Origin of the sequence: Planococcus faecalis, assembly GCF_002009235.1 — a bacterium.
GTDB lineage: Bacteria > Bacillota > Bacilli > Bacillales_A > Planococcaceae > Planococcus > Planococcus kocurii.
This window is the reverse complement of sequence record NZ_CP019401.1, coordinates 2267019-2282522: the sequence shown is the minus strand read 5'-3', so window position 1 is coordinate 2282522 and position 15504 is coordinate 2267019. Positions and strand designations below refer to the sequence as shown.

Genomic DNA, 15504 nt, shown 5'->3' with positions numbered 1-15504 from the left:
ATTTTTTGAAACACTATCTTGTATTGCCGAGTACCGAAGGGAGAGACTGATATGGCTCTTAGAAGCCAATTGCTAAAAGGGGTTTTAGAAGCTTGTGTAATGGCTGTAGTGGAAGAGCAACCGATCTATGGCTATGAACTTTCGCAAAAGCTACAAAGAATTGGGTTGCCGGACATTAGTGATGGCACTATTTATCCCGTGTTACTTCGGCTGCAGAAAAATGGCTTTATCCGCGGTGAAATGAGACCTTCTGCAACCGGGCCGAATCGCAAGTATTATTTTTTGACCGAGGAAGGAAAAGTGGAGCTAGAGCAAATGGCTTTTGAGTGGCTGCAAATTGCCGAGCCGGTCAGTCAATTACTGAAAAGGGGTGGACACGATGAGAGGAACGAGTAAACTGATTAAGGAGAATAACGATAAAAGAGAGCTTTTAACTTCTAAAAACGAGAAAGTCTATGAAGATTTATTGCTGTATATACGAACAGATCTTCGAGTTGATGAGCGTGCAGCAGAAGAGCTGTTGATGGATTTATTAGATCACATAATTGAAGGGCAGGAGAATGGCAAAAATGCTACGGATTTGTTTGGTGATTCTCCAGAAGCTTATGCAAATGAACTCATTGCCAATATACCGAAAGAGGATAAACGAAATATTATGTTGCTTGCGACATCATTCATGCTTGGGTTGGCAGGTTGGTTTGCACTTTCATATGGAATCCTAAATGGTGTGATTTCGATTTTTATTCCTGTAGATAATGATTTTGCATTAGGAAGTGTGTTGCTAATTTTACTGGCATTGTTTCTGGTTGGTATTCTAGGTGTATTTATTGTTTTTCGAATTATTCGTTCTTCTGTTTTCAAAAAGGAAATTCAAAACTGGAAAATTTATGTTCAATCCGGATTGTTTGGTATGGCCGGAGTTGCTTTTATAATGGGAGTTGGCTATGTCTTTGAAGGAATTGGTCCAGTCATCCAAATTCAGTGGTGGGTATTTCTATTGATTGGACTGGCTTTATTAGGAGTAACGAAAGGGGTGAGTCACCTTTCAACAAGTTGATGAAAAATTAGCAAGGATGAAATTCTTTAGTGGCTCCTTTATAATGTAATTACTAGACTATTCGAATGAAAGGAGATTTCAAGTTCATGCAACAACAACAAATCAACAGCTGGATCGAACAATATCCAATGCTGAAAAATATGATTAATTTAGAGACAGTTTTTTGGTTAAATTCAAAACGTAAAAAAATGGCGGACATATCTGGGCTTGCCGTGAATTTAGCAGATATGCAACGAGCAGAGCAGCTTTGGCAACGATTTGCGCCGTATTTAGCAACAGAGTTTCCAGATACTGCGGCAGCTAACGGCATTGTAGAATCACCGCTACGTGAAATTCCTATGATGAAACAGCAACTCGATGATCATTACGACGGGGAAATTGAAGGAAAGTTATTTTTGAAATGCGATAATGAATTACCAATTGCTGGATCCATTAAAGCACGTGGCGGTGTTTATGAAGTGCTGCATCATGCAGAGAAATTAGCCATAGCTGCAGGACTGCTGGCAACGGAACAAAGTTATGAGCAGTTCTCATCTCAACAGTTCAAGCAGTTTTTTAGCCACTATTCGATTGGCGTAGGTTCTACCGGGAATCTCGGTCTTAGTATTGGTATTATCAGCGCCAAACTCGGATTCCAAGTTTCCGTCTATATGTCTTCAGACGCGAAACAATGGAAAAAAGACTTACTGCGTGAAAAAGGAGCAACTGTCGTAGAATTTGAAGGAGATTTTAGTGAAGCCATAGCTGCAGGACGACAGAGAACGCTCGCCAAGTCCGATGCTTATTTTGTTGATGATGAAAAATCTGAACATTTATTTTTAGGGTACAGTGTTGCCGCTTTTCGTCTTAAGCAACAATTAGATGCTGCAGCTATTCAAGTGGATGCTGACCATCCACTTTTTGTCTATTTACCATGTGGAGTAGGCGGAGCACCTGGTGGCATTGCATTTGGAATGCGCCAAATTTTCGGAGATGCGGTTCATTGCTTTTTCGTGGAACCAACGCATTCTCCTGCCGTGTTGGTCGGATTAATGACAGGTGAAAAAGAAAAGCTCTGCGTCCAAGATTTCGGCATCGATAACGTCACAGAAGGAGACGGACTGGCAGTTGGAAGGCCGTCGAGCTTTGCTTCTGGTATTAGTGAAAAAACCATTAGTGGCATCTATACGATTGAAGATCAGGAGCTATTTAAATTATTGACTCTTCTAGCAGATAGTGAAGAAATCTTCATTGAACCATCTGCTACAGCCGGATTGCTGGGTCCACTGAAAATTAGGGCTTCGGGTTACGCAAAAACCAACCAAGTTTCGATGACTGCAGCTACTCACATTGTTTGGTCAACTGGCGGTGCGTTAGTGCCACAAGAAGAAATGAACGGATTTTATCAACGTGGAAAAGCTTATTTAGGAGGCTGAAAATGGATTTAACGTGGATTAGTATTGTAGTCGGAACAATTCTTATAGCCGGTTATATTGTATATAGCGCGGTAGAGAAACACATTGAAACACTTGAAAACAGAGTCAGTAAAGTTGAGAAACTGCTTAAACAAACAATGCCAGAGATGGCATCGGTAGAACAAAAGGTCAATGAAGAACTTCGCGAACTTTTAAAACAAGGTAAAACAATTGAAGCGGTAAAACGCACGCGACAGGAATTCGGCTGGTCGCTGTTAGAAGCAAAACAATATGTAGATAAGCTTAAGGCGGATACCTAATGCAGAAATGCGAAATCTGCCGTACTTCATTTACTTGGAAACAAGTTAGTAAATCTTTGTGGCTTGCTTATAAGCCGATTGCTTGCCAAAATTGTGGAAAGCTTTATAAAGTTCAATTTCTGTCCCGCATTTTAGCTTCATTACTAGTAATAGGACCAATTTTTGCTTTCAATCTTTTATCTTATCCAACTAGCACACAAACATTTATACTGGCTGTGTTAATTATCATTCCTGTAAATAGTCTCATGCTGCCTTATTTGATGCGATATCGGCTAGCTTAAAAGATCCTTTCTGAGGATCTTTTTTTCTTTGCAGGAAGAACAGAAGGCTACAGCGAATAACTAATGTTAAAAAGATAAAAAGAAAAAGGGAGGCAACAGCATGAGTATCCAATCGAGTCACATCTTCGTCAATTTGCCGGTGAAAAACTTAGAGAAGTCGGTCTCTTTTTTCAAGCAACTCGGATTTGAATTTGAAAACAATATGACCAATGATGATGGTGCAGCTTTGATTATTGGGCCCACTAGTTATGTGATGCTCTTGACTGAGGCATATTTTAAAGGGTTCACAAAAAAAGAAATTGCAGATACCTCTAGCCAAAGAGAAGTTATTCTTACTATTTCAGCTCCCAGCAAAGAAAAAGTAGACGAGTTAATCAGTCTGGCATTAACAGCAGGAGCTCAACCAGCAAATGAAAACGTAGACGACGAATTTATGTATTATGGCAGCTTTATAGACTTGGATGGCCATATGTGGGAAGTTCTCTATATGCAAGAAATATATATGCGATCAATCGAAAGAAGCATCCGGAAGAACACTCTCCGGATGCTTCTTAAATGTAATCGGCGTAACGTTTTTCAAGGTAGTTTTGCAAAATCGTCATAACCGAACAAATTGCCCAGTAAATGAGCGCCACTAAAATCAACATCGTCAGTAAATCGTATTCGCGTGCACCGACAATTCGTGCTTTCTGAAAAATTTCTGGAACGGTAATCATCGCAGCTAATGAAGAAGCTTTGATCAAGTCTAGATAAACATTCGATAAAGGAGGTATCGCAATACGAATAGATTGTGGAAGAATAATACGTCGCATCGATTGCCAGTAGGTCAACCCCAGTGCGGTCGAGGATTCCCATTGCCCTTTATCAACCGATGCCAATGAAGAACGGAAAACTTCCGCAATATAAGCGGCACTGTTAATCGTGAAGCCAATTAAAGCGGCTTGTACAGCTGTAAATTCGATGCCGACGACCGGCAAAGCGAAATACAGCAGAAACAAGATGACGAGTATCGGTACGCCTCTCATAAAGGAAATATAAAGGCGTGCCGGAAATTGCAAGACGAATAATCTAGACGTTCTAGCAAGTGATAAGAAAAAGCCAATAATCATACCGACAATCATGCTAACAACGGAAATCAGCAATGTATAACCGATGCCTTCAAGCACATAGGGCAAAGATTCAATCGCTAAAGCGGGATCGAATAGCAATCCCCATTCAATGTCATTCATCAAATGACCTCCTGTTTAATTTTCTTCAATATCAGGTTTAATAGAGACATCTGCACCACCAAAAAATTCTTTAGAAATTTCCGTAATTGTACCATCTTTCAACATTTCTTCTAGAGCTGTGTCGACATGGTCAGCAAGTTCCGTATTGTCTTTGTTCATGACAAGACCCACTTCTGATGGTGCGTATTTAATATCCGGATGAATGGTGATATTTAGTTCAGGAAAAGCCGCTACTCCAAATGTCGACAAATAATAATCGTTTAAAATAACATCTGTCCGACCGATGGACACGTCTCTTAAGTACACCTCGTTTGAAGCGTTATCATAAGTAACTTCTTCGGCCCCATAATCACGTGCAATTTCCATGTAAATTGAAGTAGAAGCCCCAGCTGCTTTTTTACCCGGTAAATCTTCTAAACTTGAAATGTCCGATAAATCATCTTTTCGAACAACAGCTGTGCCGTATGAATGTTTAATTGGCGTCGAAAAAATAAATTCTTCGGCACGGTCTTCTGTAATTTCAATATCATTTGCGGCAAGATCTATTTGGCCTGTATTTACGCTCGTCAACATCTCATCAAATCCAAGTTCTTTAAATTCGATATCAAGTTCTAAACGATTACCGAGTTCACGTACAACTTCCACTTCAAAACCGGTTAATTCATCAGATTCAGAATCACGAAAAGATGTTGCTAACAATGTACCAGAAGTAGCGACTGTTAAAGAACCTTTGTCTTGAATTTCGTCCCAAGCTGATGTTTCTTTCGTGGTTGAACTTTCCTCATTACTACATCCAACCAATAACAATGTAGCAAGTACACCGGTTGTTAAAAACGTCTTTTTTTTCAAGAAATATGTATTCATGTAATAAAGCCCCCTTAAATTTAAATCCTTTTAGAACATAGCATTTACTCTAAACTAGGGCAATGTTTTAACTTCAAATTGAATTTATTTTTGTGTTAACGGTATTTTAATTATGTAAACTAAATAGCTGGTTGCTCTTAGGGAGAGTATGTACTCTCAAATTATTAAACTCCGGCTAATTGCGAGAGCGATGTCCAAAGCTATTGTTTAGACAAACCTCTTAATTTTTACAAAAAAACCAGAAAGCAAAGAGCTTTCCGGCACATAAACTATTTTTTTAACTTAATAACCAGTTCTTCATCAGGCGTTACAAACACGGTTTTTTGTTCGAAATAAATAACAAAACCTGGTTTTGAGCCATTCGGTTTTTTTACTTGTCGTGCCTCGGTGTAATCGACAGGAACAGAAGACGACTCTCTTGCTTTACTGAAATATGCGGCGATTGTGGCTGCTTCAAGTATCGTCGTTTCATCCGGATTGTTATCATGGATAATGACGTGAGACCCTGGAATGTCTTTCGTATGCAGCCATACATCAGACTTGGCTGCTACTTTAAATGTCACGTAATCGTTTTGCTTATTGTTTTTACCGACAGAAATGGGTATTCCCGCAGAAGACACGTAAGACTCCACAGAAGGCTTAGTAGGTTTTTTCTTTTTCTTTGATTTCTGTGCTTTCATAAATCCTTGTTCAGCTAGTTCTTCGCGAATTTCTTCAATATCTGAAATGCCAGCTTGTTGAACTTGAGACATTAAGGTTTCGAAATACTCGACATCTTCTTCTGTCTTACTTATTTGTTCTTGCGTTTTGACAACGGCTGTTTTAGCTTTTTGGTAGCGTGAATAGTAACGCTGTGAATTATCAATTGGTGTTTTACGCGGATCTAACGTAATGGTCACTTTTTCATCATTGTAATAATTATCAACTTCGATTTCCTTCATGCCTTTAGTCATACGGTGAAGATTGGCCATAATTAATTCGCCATTTAACTGAAGAACATCGCGTTTTTCAGCTTGGTCTTGCTCTTTTTTTAGTTTTTTCAGCTTGAGTTTTAGTTTGGAAATCTCATTTTGTAGCCATCTTTCCAAATCACCGGCTTGTTGTTTTACACGATCACGTTCGGCTTTGGCATAATACATTCGGTCGAGTAGTTCACCGAGTGTGCTAAATTCAAGACCGTTTTCTGCGATATGGGTTAATGGGCTGGCAGAAAAGAAGCTTTTTCCTTGGTATTCGACATAATAGCCGGTCGGATCAGCTTTTGAGAAGTCAGCAAGAAACGCTTTAGTCGTTTCAGTCTTATCCGCAGAACTTTCTAGACGAAACGCAAGTTCACGTGCGTTGAGTGGCGAAAAGCCAGAAAACTGACCGACAATTTCAGAGGGTTCAGCTTTGTTCAATTCGTCAATGGATTCAAATGGATCCTTTTTCTCCTGAGCAGGTGGAAAGATATACGGCTGTCCGGGAAGAATGGTCCGAAACGAATTGACGCTTGGCGGCAAGTGCTTCAGGCTGTCGAGAATCATGGTTCGCTCAGCGTCGATTAAAATAACGTTGGAATGTCGCCCCATCATTTCAACGTGTAGCTCACGTTCAATGTCATCGCCGATTTCATTCTTTGCTTTGATTTTCAGCATGATGAGACGGTCCATTCCGTATTGAGAAATTTCTGTGATGACGCCGCCTTCGATATGCTTGCGTAACAACATGCAAAACATCGGTGGTTCAGAAGGGTTGACGTTCGCTGCTGCTGTCAAGTGAATCCGTGAATACGATGGATGAATCGAAATGAGCAATTTATGATTTTTTCCTTGAGCCCGTATATGTAAAAGTAGTTCAAGCTGGTTGGGCTGATGAACTTTTGAAATCCTGCCGGTGACCAGTTGTTGAAGTTCGCCAGTCATCGATTTTGTGAATAATCCATCAAATGCCATTAAATATCCCTCTTTCAAATCGTTTTGTTCCATCTTATCATTTTCACGGTGTATTATGATATAATAAGACAGTTAGTAAGAAAACGAAGAACAACGATTGGTCGTAAATGGCGGCGAAGAGTTTGGTGAGAAACGCAATATTTCTTTTTGTTGATAATTGAAAGCATCTCCGGTCAGCCGAATGGTTTCCATTATCACACTAGACTCACACGTCGGCAAACTAACTGATCTGGGAATCGCGTAGCAAATAGCTATGGATGGGTTTCTATGGTGTTTACCAAGACCGCGTTCCTGCGTTTAAGTAGAAAATGATGACGAGGTAAATGAGGGATAAAATGAGAAACCAACGTGGACTGCTGATCGTCCTATCAGGGCCTTCGGGTGTTGGCAAAGGCACGGTACGAAAAGAGCTGTTCTCACAGCCGGATACAAATTATGAATACTCTATCTCGATGACGACTAGGTCGCCTCGTGAAGGAGAAGTTGACGAAGAAGATTATTTCTTCAAGACAAAACGTGAATTTGAAAGATTGATTGAGCAAGATGAGTTGCTAGAGTACGCAGAATTTGTTGGGAACTATTACGGTACACCGCTTGCGTATGTTAACAAAATGCGCGATGCTGGCCGCGATGTGTTCCTAGAAATTGAAGTTCAAGGTGCAGCACAAGTACGCTCGAAAGTTCCAGATGGCTTGTTTATTTTCTTAGCACCACCAAGTTTATCAGAATTAGAAGAGCGACTTGTCGGACGTGGTACTGAATCGGATGAAGTGATTGCTTCTCGGTTGCAAGCCGCTCGTCAAGAGTTGGAAATGATGAACTTGTACGATTATGTTGTAGAAAACGATGAAGTTGAAAATGCCTGTGATCGAATCAATGCCATCATTATTGCAGAACATTGCAAGCGTGAGCGTGTTGAAAGAAGATACTTTGATATGCTAAAGGAGAATGTCTGATGTTATACCCATCCGTTGATAAACTAAAAAGCCGCATTGATTCAAAATACTCATTGGTGGCACTTGCTTCAAAACGTGCACGCCAATTGCACGAAAACGGTGATGAAAAACTAGATTCATACGTTTCAGTTAAATCGGTTGGAAAAGCACTTGAAGAAGTAGCAGCTGGCGTTTTAACACAAGAAAAACAAGATGAATTCGCAATATATGAAGATGAAATTTAACCATTAATCGCAACAGACGACTCCCAGAGCAAATTTGTTCTTTGGGAGTTTGTTGTTTAGAAAGGGTGTTTCAGTTGGTGGAGAATCATAAAATTCTATTATGTGTCAGCGGAGGAATCGCCGTTTATAAAGCGGTGGCACTTGTTAGTAAACTGTCTCAAGCCGGCGCTTCTGTAAAAGTGATGATGACAGAGTCAGCGCAGCAATTTGTGCAACCGCTAACTTTTCAGGTCATGTCGAGAAACGATGTCTACACGGATACGTTTGATGAAAAGGATTCTTCTGTCATTGCGCATATCGATCTTGCGGATTGGGCAGACCTGATTATTGTAGCGCCTGGCACTGCCAATGTTATCGGGAAATTGGCAAATGGCATCGGTGATGATATGGTGACAACGACTTTACTTGCTGCAACTGCACCTATTTGGATTGCACCAGCAATGAATGTCCATATGTATGACCATCCGGCAGTCAAACGCAATATCCAGCAGCTTCATGAAGACGGCATCCGTTTTATCGAGCCATCTGAAGGGTTTCTTGCCTGTGGATATGTTGGGAAAGGTCGTTTAGAAGAACCAGAAAAAATTACAGCATTAATCAACGATTATTTTTCAAGTGAATATATACTGGCTGGTAAAAAAGTAGTTGTAACAGCGGGACCAACTCGTGAACGAATTGATCCGGTTCGTTTTTTGACTAATTTTTCCAGCGGAAAAATGGGCTATGCCATGGCCGCAGCAGCAGCTGAGATGGGTGCTGAAACAATCTTGATTAGTGGTCCGGTTTCATTACCAGTACCGAGTGGCGTAACAAGAATTCTAGTGGAAAGCGCTGAAGACATGTTGCAGGCAGTAGCAGCTCAATACGAGACGGCAAATTATGTTGTTAAAACAGCAGCAGTTGCCGATTATAGACCACAAGCAATTGCCAATCAAAAAATAAAAAAACAACAAGGCAATTCAACCCTTGTTCTAGAACGAACAGTTGATATTCTTCAACATCTTGGTCAGCATAAAACCAATCAAATATTGATTGGTTTTGCAGCTGAAACCAATAATGTAAGTCAATATGCTAAAGATAAGCTAGCGCGTAAAAATGCAGATTACATTATTGCCAATGATGTAACAGAAGTCCAAGCAGGGTTTGAATCGGATACGAATCGAGTTACGATTTATGGGAAAAATGACTTTGAGCAAATTTTTGACATGATGCCCAAGCAGCAATTGGCACGCCAATTGTTTAAGCTGATTACGGATAGAGAAGAATCGCATGATAGCTGAAGTTATCGTAGACGTTGCTGCACATCCAATCGACCGGCCTTTTGACTATGCCATCCCAACCGAAGTGGAAGTTTTGGCAGAGCCAGGGATGCGTGTGAAAGTACCGTTCGGCAACCGTAAAGTGCTAGGATTCATTACGAAAATTAAGTCGTCCTCAGAATTTGATCCGAAACGTCTAAAACCCATCCATGAGCTAATGGACGTAGTACCTGTATTAAATGAAGAATTATTAAAAATGGCACAGTGGATGAAGCAACAAACGGTATGTTTTGAAATTGATGCGCTGCAAGTTATGGTACCGGCAGCCTTGCGTGCAAAATACGAAAAACGCTTTGTGCTGAATGCAGCGCTTGAAGAAATTGCGCCTCCTTTACGCCCTTATTTTGAAAGCCGACCATTCATTCGATTGCAGGATGCAGTCGATGTCTACGGACTATTAAAAAAAGAAATGGAAAAAGGAACCATTATAGCCGATACGGACATTCAGCAGCAAACTGCTGTAAAAAAGGTGCGAATGGTTCATATCTCAAGTAGTTTAGAAGCATTAGAAGCTTTAAACATTCGCGCAAATGCAAAACAACAAGTAAAGCTAATGGAGTATTTCCTGAAAAATGCAGGACGGGCCATCGAATCTTCTCAACTGCAAAAAGAAGCCGGGGTTACCTTGCCAACTATTTATAGTTTGGTTGAAAAAGGCGCAGCTCAGATTTCCAATATGGAATCTTACCGCGATCCAATGCTGTTAACGGCAATTGAACAGAAATCTTTCTTGAAATTGACTCAAGCGCAGCAAGCTGCTTTTGATCTGATTGATAGCGCATTGAATACACCCAAAACCTTCCTATTGCACGGTATTACGGGAAGTGGGAAAACAGAGATTTACTTACAGACAATTGACAAAGTGCTTAAGCAAGGCAAAGAAGCAATTATGCTCGTACCAGAAATTTCACTGACGCCTCAAATGACCATTCGTTTTAAAGAACGATTTGGCGATCAAGTTGCAGTTCTTCATAGTGGCTTGTCGGCTGGTGAAAAATACGACGAATGGCGTAAAATCCAACGAGCTGAAGTGAAAGTAGTTGTCGGGGCGCGTTCGGCTATTTTTGCGCCGTTTCAGAACTTGGGTCTAATTATCCTCGATGAAGAGCACGAATCAAGCTATAAGCAAGACGATTCCCCGCGCTATCATGCAAGAGACATGGCAATTTGGCGCAGTGAGTATCATAATTGTCCGGTTATTTTGGGCAGTGCGACACCTTCACTCGAATCATACGCGCGCGCACAAAAAGGCGTCTATGAATTATTAGTGCTGGAAAAACGTGCAAAAAATCAACCTTTGCCTGAAGTTCATATTGTCGACATGCGTGAAGAATTGCGGAATGGCAATCGTTCCATGTTCTCTGTACAATTGGCGGACGCTATTCGTGATCGTTTAGAGAAAAAACAGCAAACTGTGCTGTTTCTTAACAAACGCGGCTATTCATCGTTCGTACTATGCCGTGATTGTGGTACGGTCATGCAATGTCCAAATTGCGATATTTCACTAACGTATCATCGGTCAAGCGAAACGATGAGGTGCCATTATTGCGGCTATGACGAGCGTGTACCGAAAACCTGTCCGGAATGTGAAAGTGAGCATATCCGGTTTTTTGGAACCGGTACACAGAAAGTCGAAGAAGAGTTAGCAAAAGTAGTGCCGCAAGCTCGAGTTTTACGAATGGACGTTGATACGACACGTACGAAAGGCGCACATGAAAAAATTCTTTCAGCATTTGGCGAAGGCAAAGCAGATATTTTGCTTGGCACTCAAATGATTGCCAAAGGACTGGACTTTCCCAACATCACATTAGTCGGTGTACTGTCAGCGGATACGACACTTCATTTGCCTGACTTTCGTGCGGCAGAAAAGACCTATCAATTATTAACGCAAGTTAGTGGTCGAGCAGGTCGTGACGTTCTACCAGGTACTGTTTTTGTTCAGTCGTACACGCCAGAACATTACGCAATTACGTTAGCAAAAGATCAATTGTACGAACCTTTTTACGAGCAAGAAATGGCGATGCGCAGAACAAGCGGTTACCCGCCGTATTATTATGTTGTCAATATCCAGTTTACGCATGAGGATTTAATGACAGTCGCCGAATATGCAGAACAAGCAGTCCGTTATTTGAAGAGTCAGTTGTCCCCTGGAACCTTGATCATCGGACCTTCAGCTTCGCTAATTGCTCGTGTCAACAATAGATATCGCTATCAATGTTTGATAAAATACAAAAAAGAACCGAAACTGACCGATACGATGCAGCAGTTGATCAAAATGTACCGCGCGGAGTGGCTAAAAAAAGGTGCTACTTTGTCGATTGATATGAACCCGACATCGGTCATGTAAGAGAAAAGAGGAAATGAATATGTCAATCAGACCTGTTATAAAACACCCTAACGAAGTATTAGAGAAACAATGTATAGCTGTAACTACTTTTGATAAGAACTTAGCGATTCTTTTAGATGACATGCATGACACAATGGTTGAATCAGATGGCGTCGGAATCGCTGCTCCTCAAGTAGGCATCGCAGTCCGAGCAGCCATTGTCGATTTTCGTGAAGGTCAAGAACCGATTGAAATGATTAACCCAGAATTGGTGCTGTTTGAAGGCGCTGAAACGGATATCGAAGGATGCTTAAGTTTTCCAGGGATTTTCGGAGAAGTGGAACGCTACGACCACATAAAAATTAAAGCACAAGAACGTGACGGCTCTTGGTACGAATTAGAGGCAGAAGGCTACGAAGCTCGTGCAATTCAACACGAAATGGATCATTTAGATGGTATCTTGTTTACTAACAAAATCACCAAATATGTTACACAAGAAGAATTAGATGAAATGATTCGTCAGCAAGAAGCAGAGGAGGAACAGGTTTGACCAAAATTGTCTTTATGGGAACTCCGGCTTTTTCAGCACCAATATTACGTATGCTGGTCGAAGAAGGCTACGATGTAATTTCAGTAGTCACGCAACCTGATCGACCAGTGGGACGTAAAAAAATAATGACACCAACACCTGTAAAAGAAGAGGCGTTGCGTCTTGGCTTACCCGTATATCAACCAGAAAAACTGAAAAACAAAGATGAACTGCAACAGGTGTTAGATTTACAAGCAGACTTAATCGTCACCGCAGCATTTGGACAAATTTTACCAAGTGAACTATTAGAAGCCCCAAAGTATGGCGCAATCAATGTGCATGCTTCTTTACTGCCAGCATACCGTGGTGGTGCTCCGATTCATCAAGCCATTATAGATGGTCAGTCTGAAACGGGTGTGACAATCATGTATATGGTTGACCGACTAGATGCAGGCGACATCATCTCGCAAGTAACTGTGTCAATCGAAGAACAAGATCATACCGGTAGTATGTTCGATAAATTGAGTGTTGCAGGGCGTGACTTGTTACAACAAACGTTACCATCGATAATTGCTGGGACCAATAATCGTATTCCACAAGATGATCAGGCCGTTACTTATGCACGCAATATTTCGCGCGAACAAGAACAAATCGATTGGTCGAAATCGGCTACAGCGATTTACAACCAAGTACGCGGTTTACACCCGTGGCCGGTCGCGTATACAAGTGTTAATGGAGCTACTATGAAAATCTGGTGGACAGAAAAAACTTCGTCAAACGCAAAAGGCCGTACGGGTCAAGTAGTCGGCTTAACCGAAGATTCGATTTTGGTGCAGACGGGTGAAGGTGTTTTAGCAATTACTGAGTTGCAACCAGCTGGAAAAAAACGCATGACAGCAAAAGATTATTTAAAAGGACTTAACATCCAGGTAGGAGATTTATTCCAATGAAAAATAAAAAACTTCAAGGCAATGTCCGAGATGCTGCGTTTTCGATTCTTTGGGCTGTTGAAAACAAGCAAGCTTACAGTAACCTATTGCTTCATCAAACTATCGAAAGCTACGGCATCGCAGCTAAAAATAGGGGCTTACTGACAGAAATTACGTACGGTACGTTGCAACACCAAATGACATTGGATTATTATTTAGAGCCTTACTTAAAAGGGAAAATTGAGCCATGGGTCAAAACTTTGTTGAGACTGTCTTTGTATCAAATTGTTTATTTAGATCGAATTCCTGCACACGCCGTCGTTCACGAAGCAGTTGAAATTGCTAAACGTCGCGGGCACGGGGGAGTTGCGTCTGTCATCAACGGCGTATTGCGCTCAGTGCAGCGAAACGGTGTTCGCTCATTCAATACAATCAGCGACCCATTCGAAAAAATCTCCATCGAAACAAGTCATCCCGAATGGATGATTAGACGCTGGGCAGAGCAATTCGGTTTAGAAAAAACACGTGAAATGGCGTTAGAGAATAACAAGACACCAGCACAAACAGTGCGTGTTAATACAGCTCGTGCTTCGGTTGATGAAGTGATTGAAATGCTTCAGTCAGAAGAATTAGAAGCTGTACCAAGCAAACTGATTCCGGAATGTTTAATCGTTACAAATGGCCAACCTGCGAGAACGGCAACATTTGAAAAAGGTTTTATTACGATTCAAGATGAAAGTTCGATGCTTCCAGCTTACGCCTTGCAAGTTGAACCAGGTATGACAGTTCTAGATATGTGTGCAGCACCGGGTGGGAAAACGACTCATATCGCTGAAAAAATGAACAATAGCGGGACTTTGTACGCGCTTGATTTGCATCAGCACAAAGTAAAGCTAATTGATGAAAATGCTGCAAGACTGGGTCACACTGTTATTGAAACAATAGTAGGTGATGGCAAGCAAAGTGTCGAACGTTTTGGCGAAGAGCAATTTGACCGTGTTCTCGTGGATGCACCTTGTAGTGGATTAGGTGTTATTAAGCGCAAACCTGATATTAAGTACACAAAAAAAGAAGCGGACTTTGCGCGGTTACAAGAAATTCAACTCGAATTGCTGGACCAAGCAGCTCGTTTATTAAAAGAGGATGGCATTTTAGTTTATAGCACCTGCACAGTAGATGCTGTTGAAAACAGAGGGACAGCTGAACGGTTTTTGAAAGAACATCCTGAAATGGAGAAGGTTCAGGCAGCTTTGCCAGCAACAATGGGCATTAAACATACAGGTTTTGTTCAAGTGTTTCCGCAGGATTATGGAAGCGATGGTTTTTTCATTGCAGCTTTCAAAAAGACACAAAAGACAGCAATAGCTTAAAGAGAATCGGGGTGTCGTAATTTGTTTCAGTATGTGGTTGAGAGCGATACAGGTAAAATTCGCGTCGTGAACGAAGACAGTGTTGCAGTACTTAAGCGACCAAGTGGACTAATGTTGGCGATCGTAGCAGACGGTATGGGTGGTCACAAGGCTGGTGACGTTGCTAGTCAAATGACTGTTGATCAGTTGAGTCACTACTTTTTAGAAGATGACGACACAGCGTTTTTGACACTAGATAGCAAAAAGGAGTGGCTTTCAGGAAGAATCGATGCGATTAATCGTGTAGTGTTTGACCACTCGGTAGCTAATCAAGAATGTAAAGGTATGGGCACGACATTAATCGCCGCGCTAATTGAAGGCGATGAAGGTGTTTTATGTCATATTGGTGACAGCCGTGCGTATCTAATTAACGAGACGATACAGCAAATTACAAGAGATCACTCTTACGTTAACGTACTTGTAGACAGTGGTGAAATTACTCAAGCAGAAGCGGAAGCGCATCCAAAGAAAAATTGGATCGTTCGTGCACTTGGTACTGAATCGGGGATTGAAAGAGAGTTAATCGATTTTTCATTTGCAGATGCTTCGTACCTATTAATTTGTTCAGACGGCTTGAGCAATAAAATTCCGAAAGAAGAACTTGCCTCCATCGTTCGTGCTACGGCTCCTTTATCCCAAAAGGGCCAGGAGCTAGTAAATTTGGCCAACGATCTAGGAGGAGAAGATAATATTTCGTTAATTCTTCTGTCCTCTATGGATAAGGAGGTGTAAT

The 15504-nt window shown here is 41.2% G+C and carries 17 protein-coding genes; 14 read left to right on the top strand and 3 right to left on the bottom strand.

Features of this window, described 5'->3' with window-relative positions:
• Positions 1–51 precede the first annotated feature (51 nt).
• The 6 genes from AJGP001_RS11545 to AJGP001_RS11520 all read left to right on the top strand — a co-directional run bounded on the left by AJGP001_RS11545 (position 52) and on the right by AJGP001_RS11520 (position 3656).
• Positions 52–396 (top strand): PadR family transcriptional regulator, encoded by a 345-nt coding sequence (locus AJGP001_RS11545; protein ID WP_071153627.1) that lies wholly within the window; start codon positions 52–54, stop codon positions 394–396.
• Complete coding sequence (locus AJGP001_RS11540) at positions 380–1057, top strand: DUF1129 family protein (RefSeq protein WP_071153628.1); 678 nt, start codon at positions 380–382, stop codon at positions 1055–1057. Before AJGP001_RS11545 ends, AJGP001_RS11540 begins: the two co-directional genes overlap by 17 nt.
• Positions 1058–1143: 86 nt before the next feature.
• Complete coding sequence (locus AJGP001_RS11535) at positions 1144–2472, top strand: D-serine ammonia-lyase (RefSeq protein WP_071153629.1); 1329 nt, start codon at positions 1144–1146, stop codon at positions 2470–2472.
• A gap of 2 nt (positions 2473–2474) precedes the next feature.
• On the top strand, positions 2475–2771 hold the full coding sequence (locus AJGP001_RS11530) for a hypothetical protein (protein WP_071153630.1): 297 nt from the start codon (positions 2475–2477) through the stop codon (positions 2769–2771).
• Entirely contained in the window at positions 2771–3052 is a 282-nt protein-coding gene (locus tag AJGP001_RS11525; protein WP_071153631.1) for a TIGR04104 family putative zinc finger protein, read from the top strand. The genes AJGP001_RS11530 and AJGP001_RS11525 overlap by 1 nt, the downstream gene beginning before the upstream one ends.
• 100 nt (positions 3053–3152) lie before the next feature.
• Positions 3153–3656 (top strand): VOC family protein, encoded by a 504-nt coding sequence (locus AJGP001_RS11520; RefSeq protein WP_342743334.1) that lies wholly within the window; start codon positions 3153–3155, stop codon positions 3654–3656.
• Here the strand turns inward: AJGP001_RS11520 and AJGP001_RS11515 are convergent.
• The 3 genes from AJGP001_RS11515 to AJGP001_RS11505 all read right to left on the bottom strand — a co-directional run bounded on the left by AJGP001_RS11515 (position 3604) and on the right by AJGP001_RS11505 (position 7079).
• Complete coding sequence (locus AJGP001_RS11515) at positions 3604–4284, bottom strand: amino acid ABC transporter permease (RefSeq protein ID WP_058384899.1); 681 nt, start codon at positions 4282–4284, stop codon at positions 3604–3606. The two genes, AJGP001_RS11520 and AJGP001_RS11515, sit on opposite strands and share 53 nt — an antisense overlap.
• A 12-nt stretch (positions 4285–4296) precedes the next feature.
• On the bottom strand, positions 4297–5145 hold the full coding sequence (locus AJGP001_RS11510) for a transporter substrate-binding domain-containing protein (RefSeq protein ID WP_071153632.1): 849 nt from the start codon (positions 5143–5145) through the stop codon (positions 4297–4299).
• Between the two features lie 269 nt (positions 5146–5414).
• The gene (locus AJGP001_RS11505) at positions 5415–7079 is read right to left on the bottom strand and encodes an Rqc2 family fibronectin-binding protein (protein ID WP_078080566.1); all 1665 of its coding nucleotides are present in this window, start codon (positions 7077–7079) and stop codon (positions 5415–5417) included.
• 335 nt (positions 7080–7414) lie between these two features.
• Between AJGP001_RS11505 and gmk the strand changes: the two genes are divergently transcribed.
• The 8 genes from gmk (at position 7415) to AJGP001_RS11465 (ending at position 15503) form a co-directional block, all read left to right on the top strand.
• The gene (gene gmk / locus AJGP001_RS11500; RefSeq protein WP_058384902.1) at positions 7415–8035 is read left to right on the top strand and encodes a guanylate kinase; all 621 of its coding nucleotides are present in this window, start codon (positions 7415–7417) and stop codon (positions 8033–8035) included.
• Positions 8035–8259 carry a DNA-directed RNA polymerase subunit omega gene (rpoZ, locus tag AJGP001_RS11495; RefSeq protein ID WP_058384903.1) on the top strand — a complete coding sequence of 75 codons (225 nt, stop codon included), beginning with the start codon at positions 8035–8037 and terminating at the stop codon, positions 8257–8259. Before gmk ends, rpoZ begins: the two co-directional genes overlap by 1 nt.
• Positions 8260–8333: 74 nt before the next feature.
• Positions 8334–9539 carry a bifunctional phosphopantothenoylcysteine decarboxylase/phosphopantothenate--cysteine ligase CoaBC gene (coaBC, locus tag AJGP001_RS11490; RefSeq protein ID WP_071153633.1) on the top strand — a complete coding sequence of 402 codons (1206 nt, stop codon included), beginning with the start codon at positions 8334–8336 and terminating at the stop codon, positions 9537–9539.
• On the top strand, positions 9529–11925 hold the full coding sequence (priA, locus tag AJGP001_RS11485) for a primosomal protein N' (RefSeq protein ID WP_071153634.1): 2397 nt from the start codon (positions 9529–9531) through the stop codon (positions 11923–11925). The genes coaBC and priA overlap by 11 nt, the downstream gene beginning before the upstream one ends.
• Before the next feature lie 19 nt (positions 11926–11944).
• Positions 11945–12454, top strand: coding sequence for a peptide deformylase (gene def, locus AJGP001_RS11480; protein ID WP_071153635.1), 510 nt, complete (start codon positions 11945–11947; stop codon positions 12452–12454).
• The gene (fmt, locus tag AJGP001_RS11475) at positions 12451–13383 is read left to right on the top strand and encodes a methionyl-tRNA formyltransferase (protein WP_058384907.1); all 933 of its coding nucleotides are present in this window, start codon (positions 12451–12453) and stop codon (positions 13381–13383) included. The genes def and fmt overlap by 4 nt, the downstream gene beginning before the upstream one ends.
• Positions 13380–14732, top strand: coding sequence for a 16S rRNA (cytosine(967)-C(5))-methyltransferase RsmB (gene rsmB / locus AJGP001_RS11470; protein WP_071153636.1), 1353 nt, complete (start codon positions 13380–13382; stop codon positions 14730–14732). The genes fmt and rsmB overlap by 4 nt, the downstream gene beginning before the upstream one ends.
• A gap of 21 nt (positions 14733–14753) precedes the next feature.
• On the top strand, positions 14754–15503 hold the full coding sequence (locus tag AJGP001_RS11465) for a Stp1/IreP family PP2C-type Ser/Thr phosphatase (protein ID WP_071153637.1): 750 nt from the start codon (positions 14754–14756) through the stop codon (positions 15501–15503).
• Position 15504 lies beyond the last annotated feature (1 nt).

What these genes read in the sequence shown, in the direction of transcription:
- AJGP001_RS11510 (WP_071153632.1), bottom strand. Translation starts at nt 5,145, where the DNA reads ATGAATACATATTTCTTGAAAAAAAAGACGTTTTTAACAACCGGTGTA.
- AJGP001_RS11545 (WP_071153627.1), top strand. Translation starts at nt 52, where the DNA reads ATGGCTCTTAGAAGCCAATTGCTAAAAGGGGTTTTAGAAGCTTGTGTA.
- def (WP_071153635.1), top strand. Translation starts at nt 11,945, where the DNA reads ATGTCAATCAGACCTGTTATAAAACACCCTAACGAAGTATTAGAGAAA.
- AJGP001_RS11540 (WP_071153628.1), top strand. Translation starts at nt 380, where the DNA reads ATGAGAGGAACGAGTAAACTGATTAAGGAGAATAACGATAAAAGAGAG.
- AJGP001_RS11525 (WP_071153631.1), top strand. Translation starts at nt 2,771, where the DNA reads ATGCAGAAATGCGAAATCTGCCGTACTTCATTTACTTGGAAACAAGTT.
- AJGP001_RS11505 (WP_078080566.1), bottom strand. Translation starts at nt 7,079, where the DNA reads ATGGCATTTGATGGATTATTCACAAAATCGATGACTGGCGAACTTCAA.
- AJGP001_RS11535 (WP_071153629.1), top strand. Translation starts at nt 1,144, where the DNA reads ATGCAACAACAACAAATCAACAGCTGGATCGAACAATATCCAATGCTG.
- priA (WP_071153634.1), top strand. Translation starts at nt 9,529, where the DNA reads ATGATAGCTGAAGTTATCGTAGACGTTGCTGCACATCCAATCGACCGG.
- AJGP001_RS11530 (WP_071153630.1), top strand. Translation starts at nt 2,475, where the DNA reads ATGGATTTAACGTGGATTAGTATTGTAGTCGGAACAATTCTTATAGCC.
- gmk (WP_058384902.1), top strand. Translation starts at nt 7,415, where the DNA reads ATGAGAAACCAACGTGGACTGCTGATCGTCCTATCAGGGCCTTCGGGT.
- rsmB (WP_071153636.1), top strand. Translation starts at nt 13,380, where the DNA reads ATGAAAAATAAAAAACTTCAAGGCAATGTCCGAGATGCTGCGTTTTCG.
- AJGP001_RS11520 (WP_342743334.1), top strand. Translation starts at nt 3,153, where the DNA reads ATGAGTATCCAATCGAGTCACATCTTCGTCAATTTGCCGGTGAAAAAC.
- rpoZ (WP_058384903.1), top strand. Translation starts at nt 8,035, where the DNA reads ATGTTATACCCATCCGTTGATAAACTAAAAAGCCGCATTGATTCAAAA.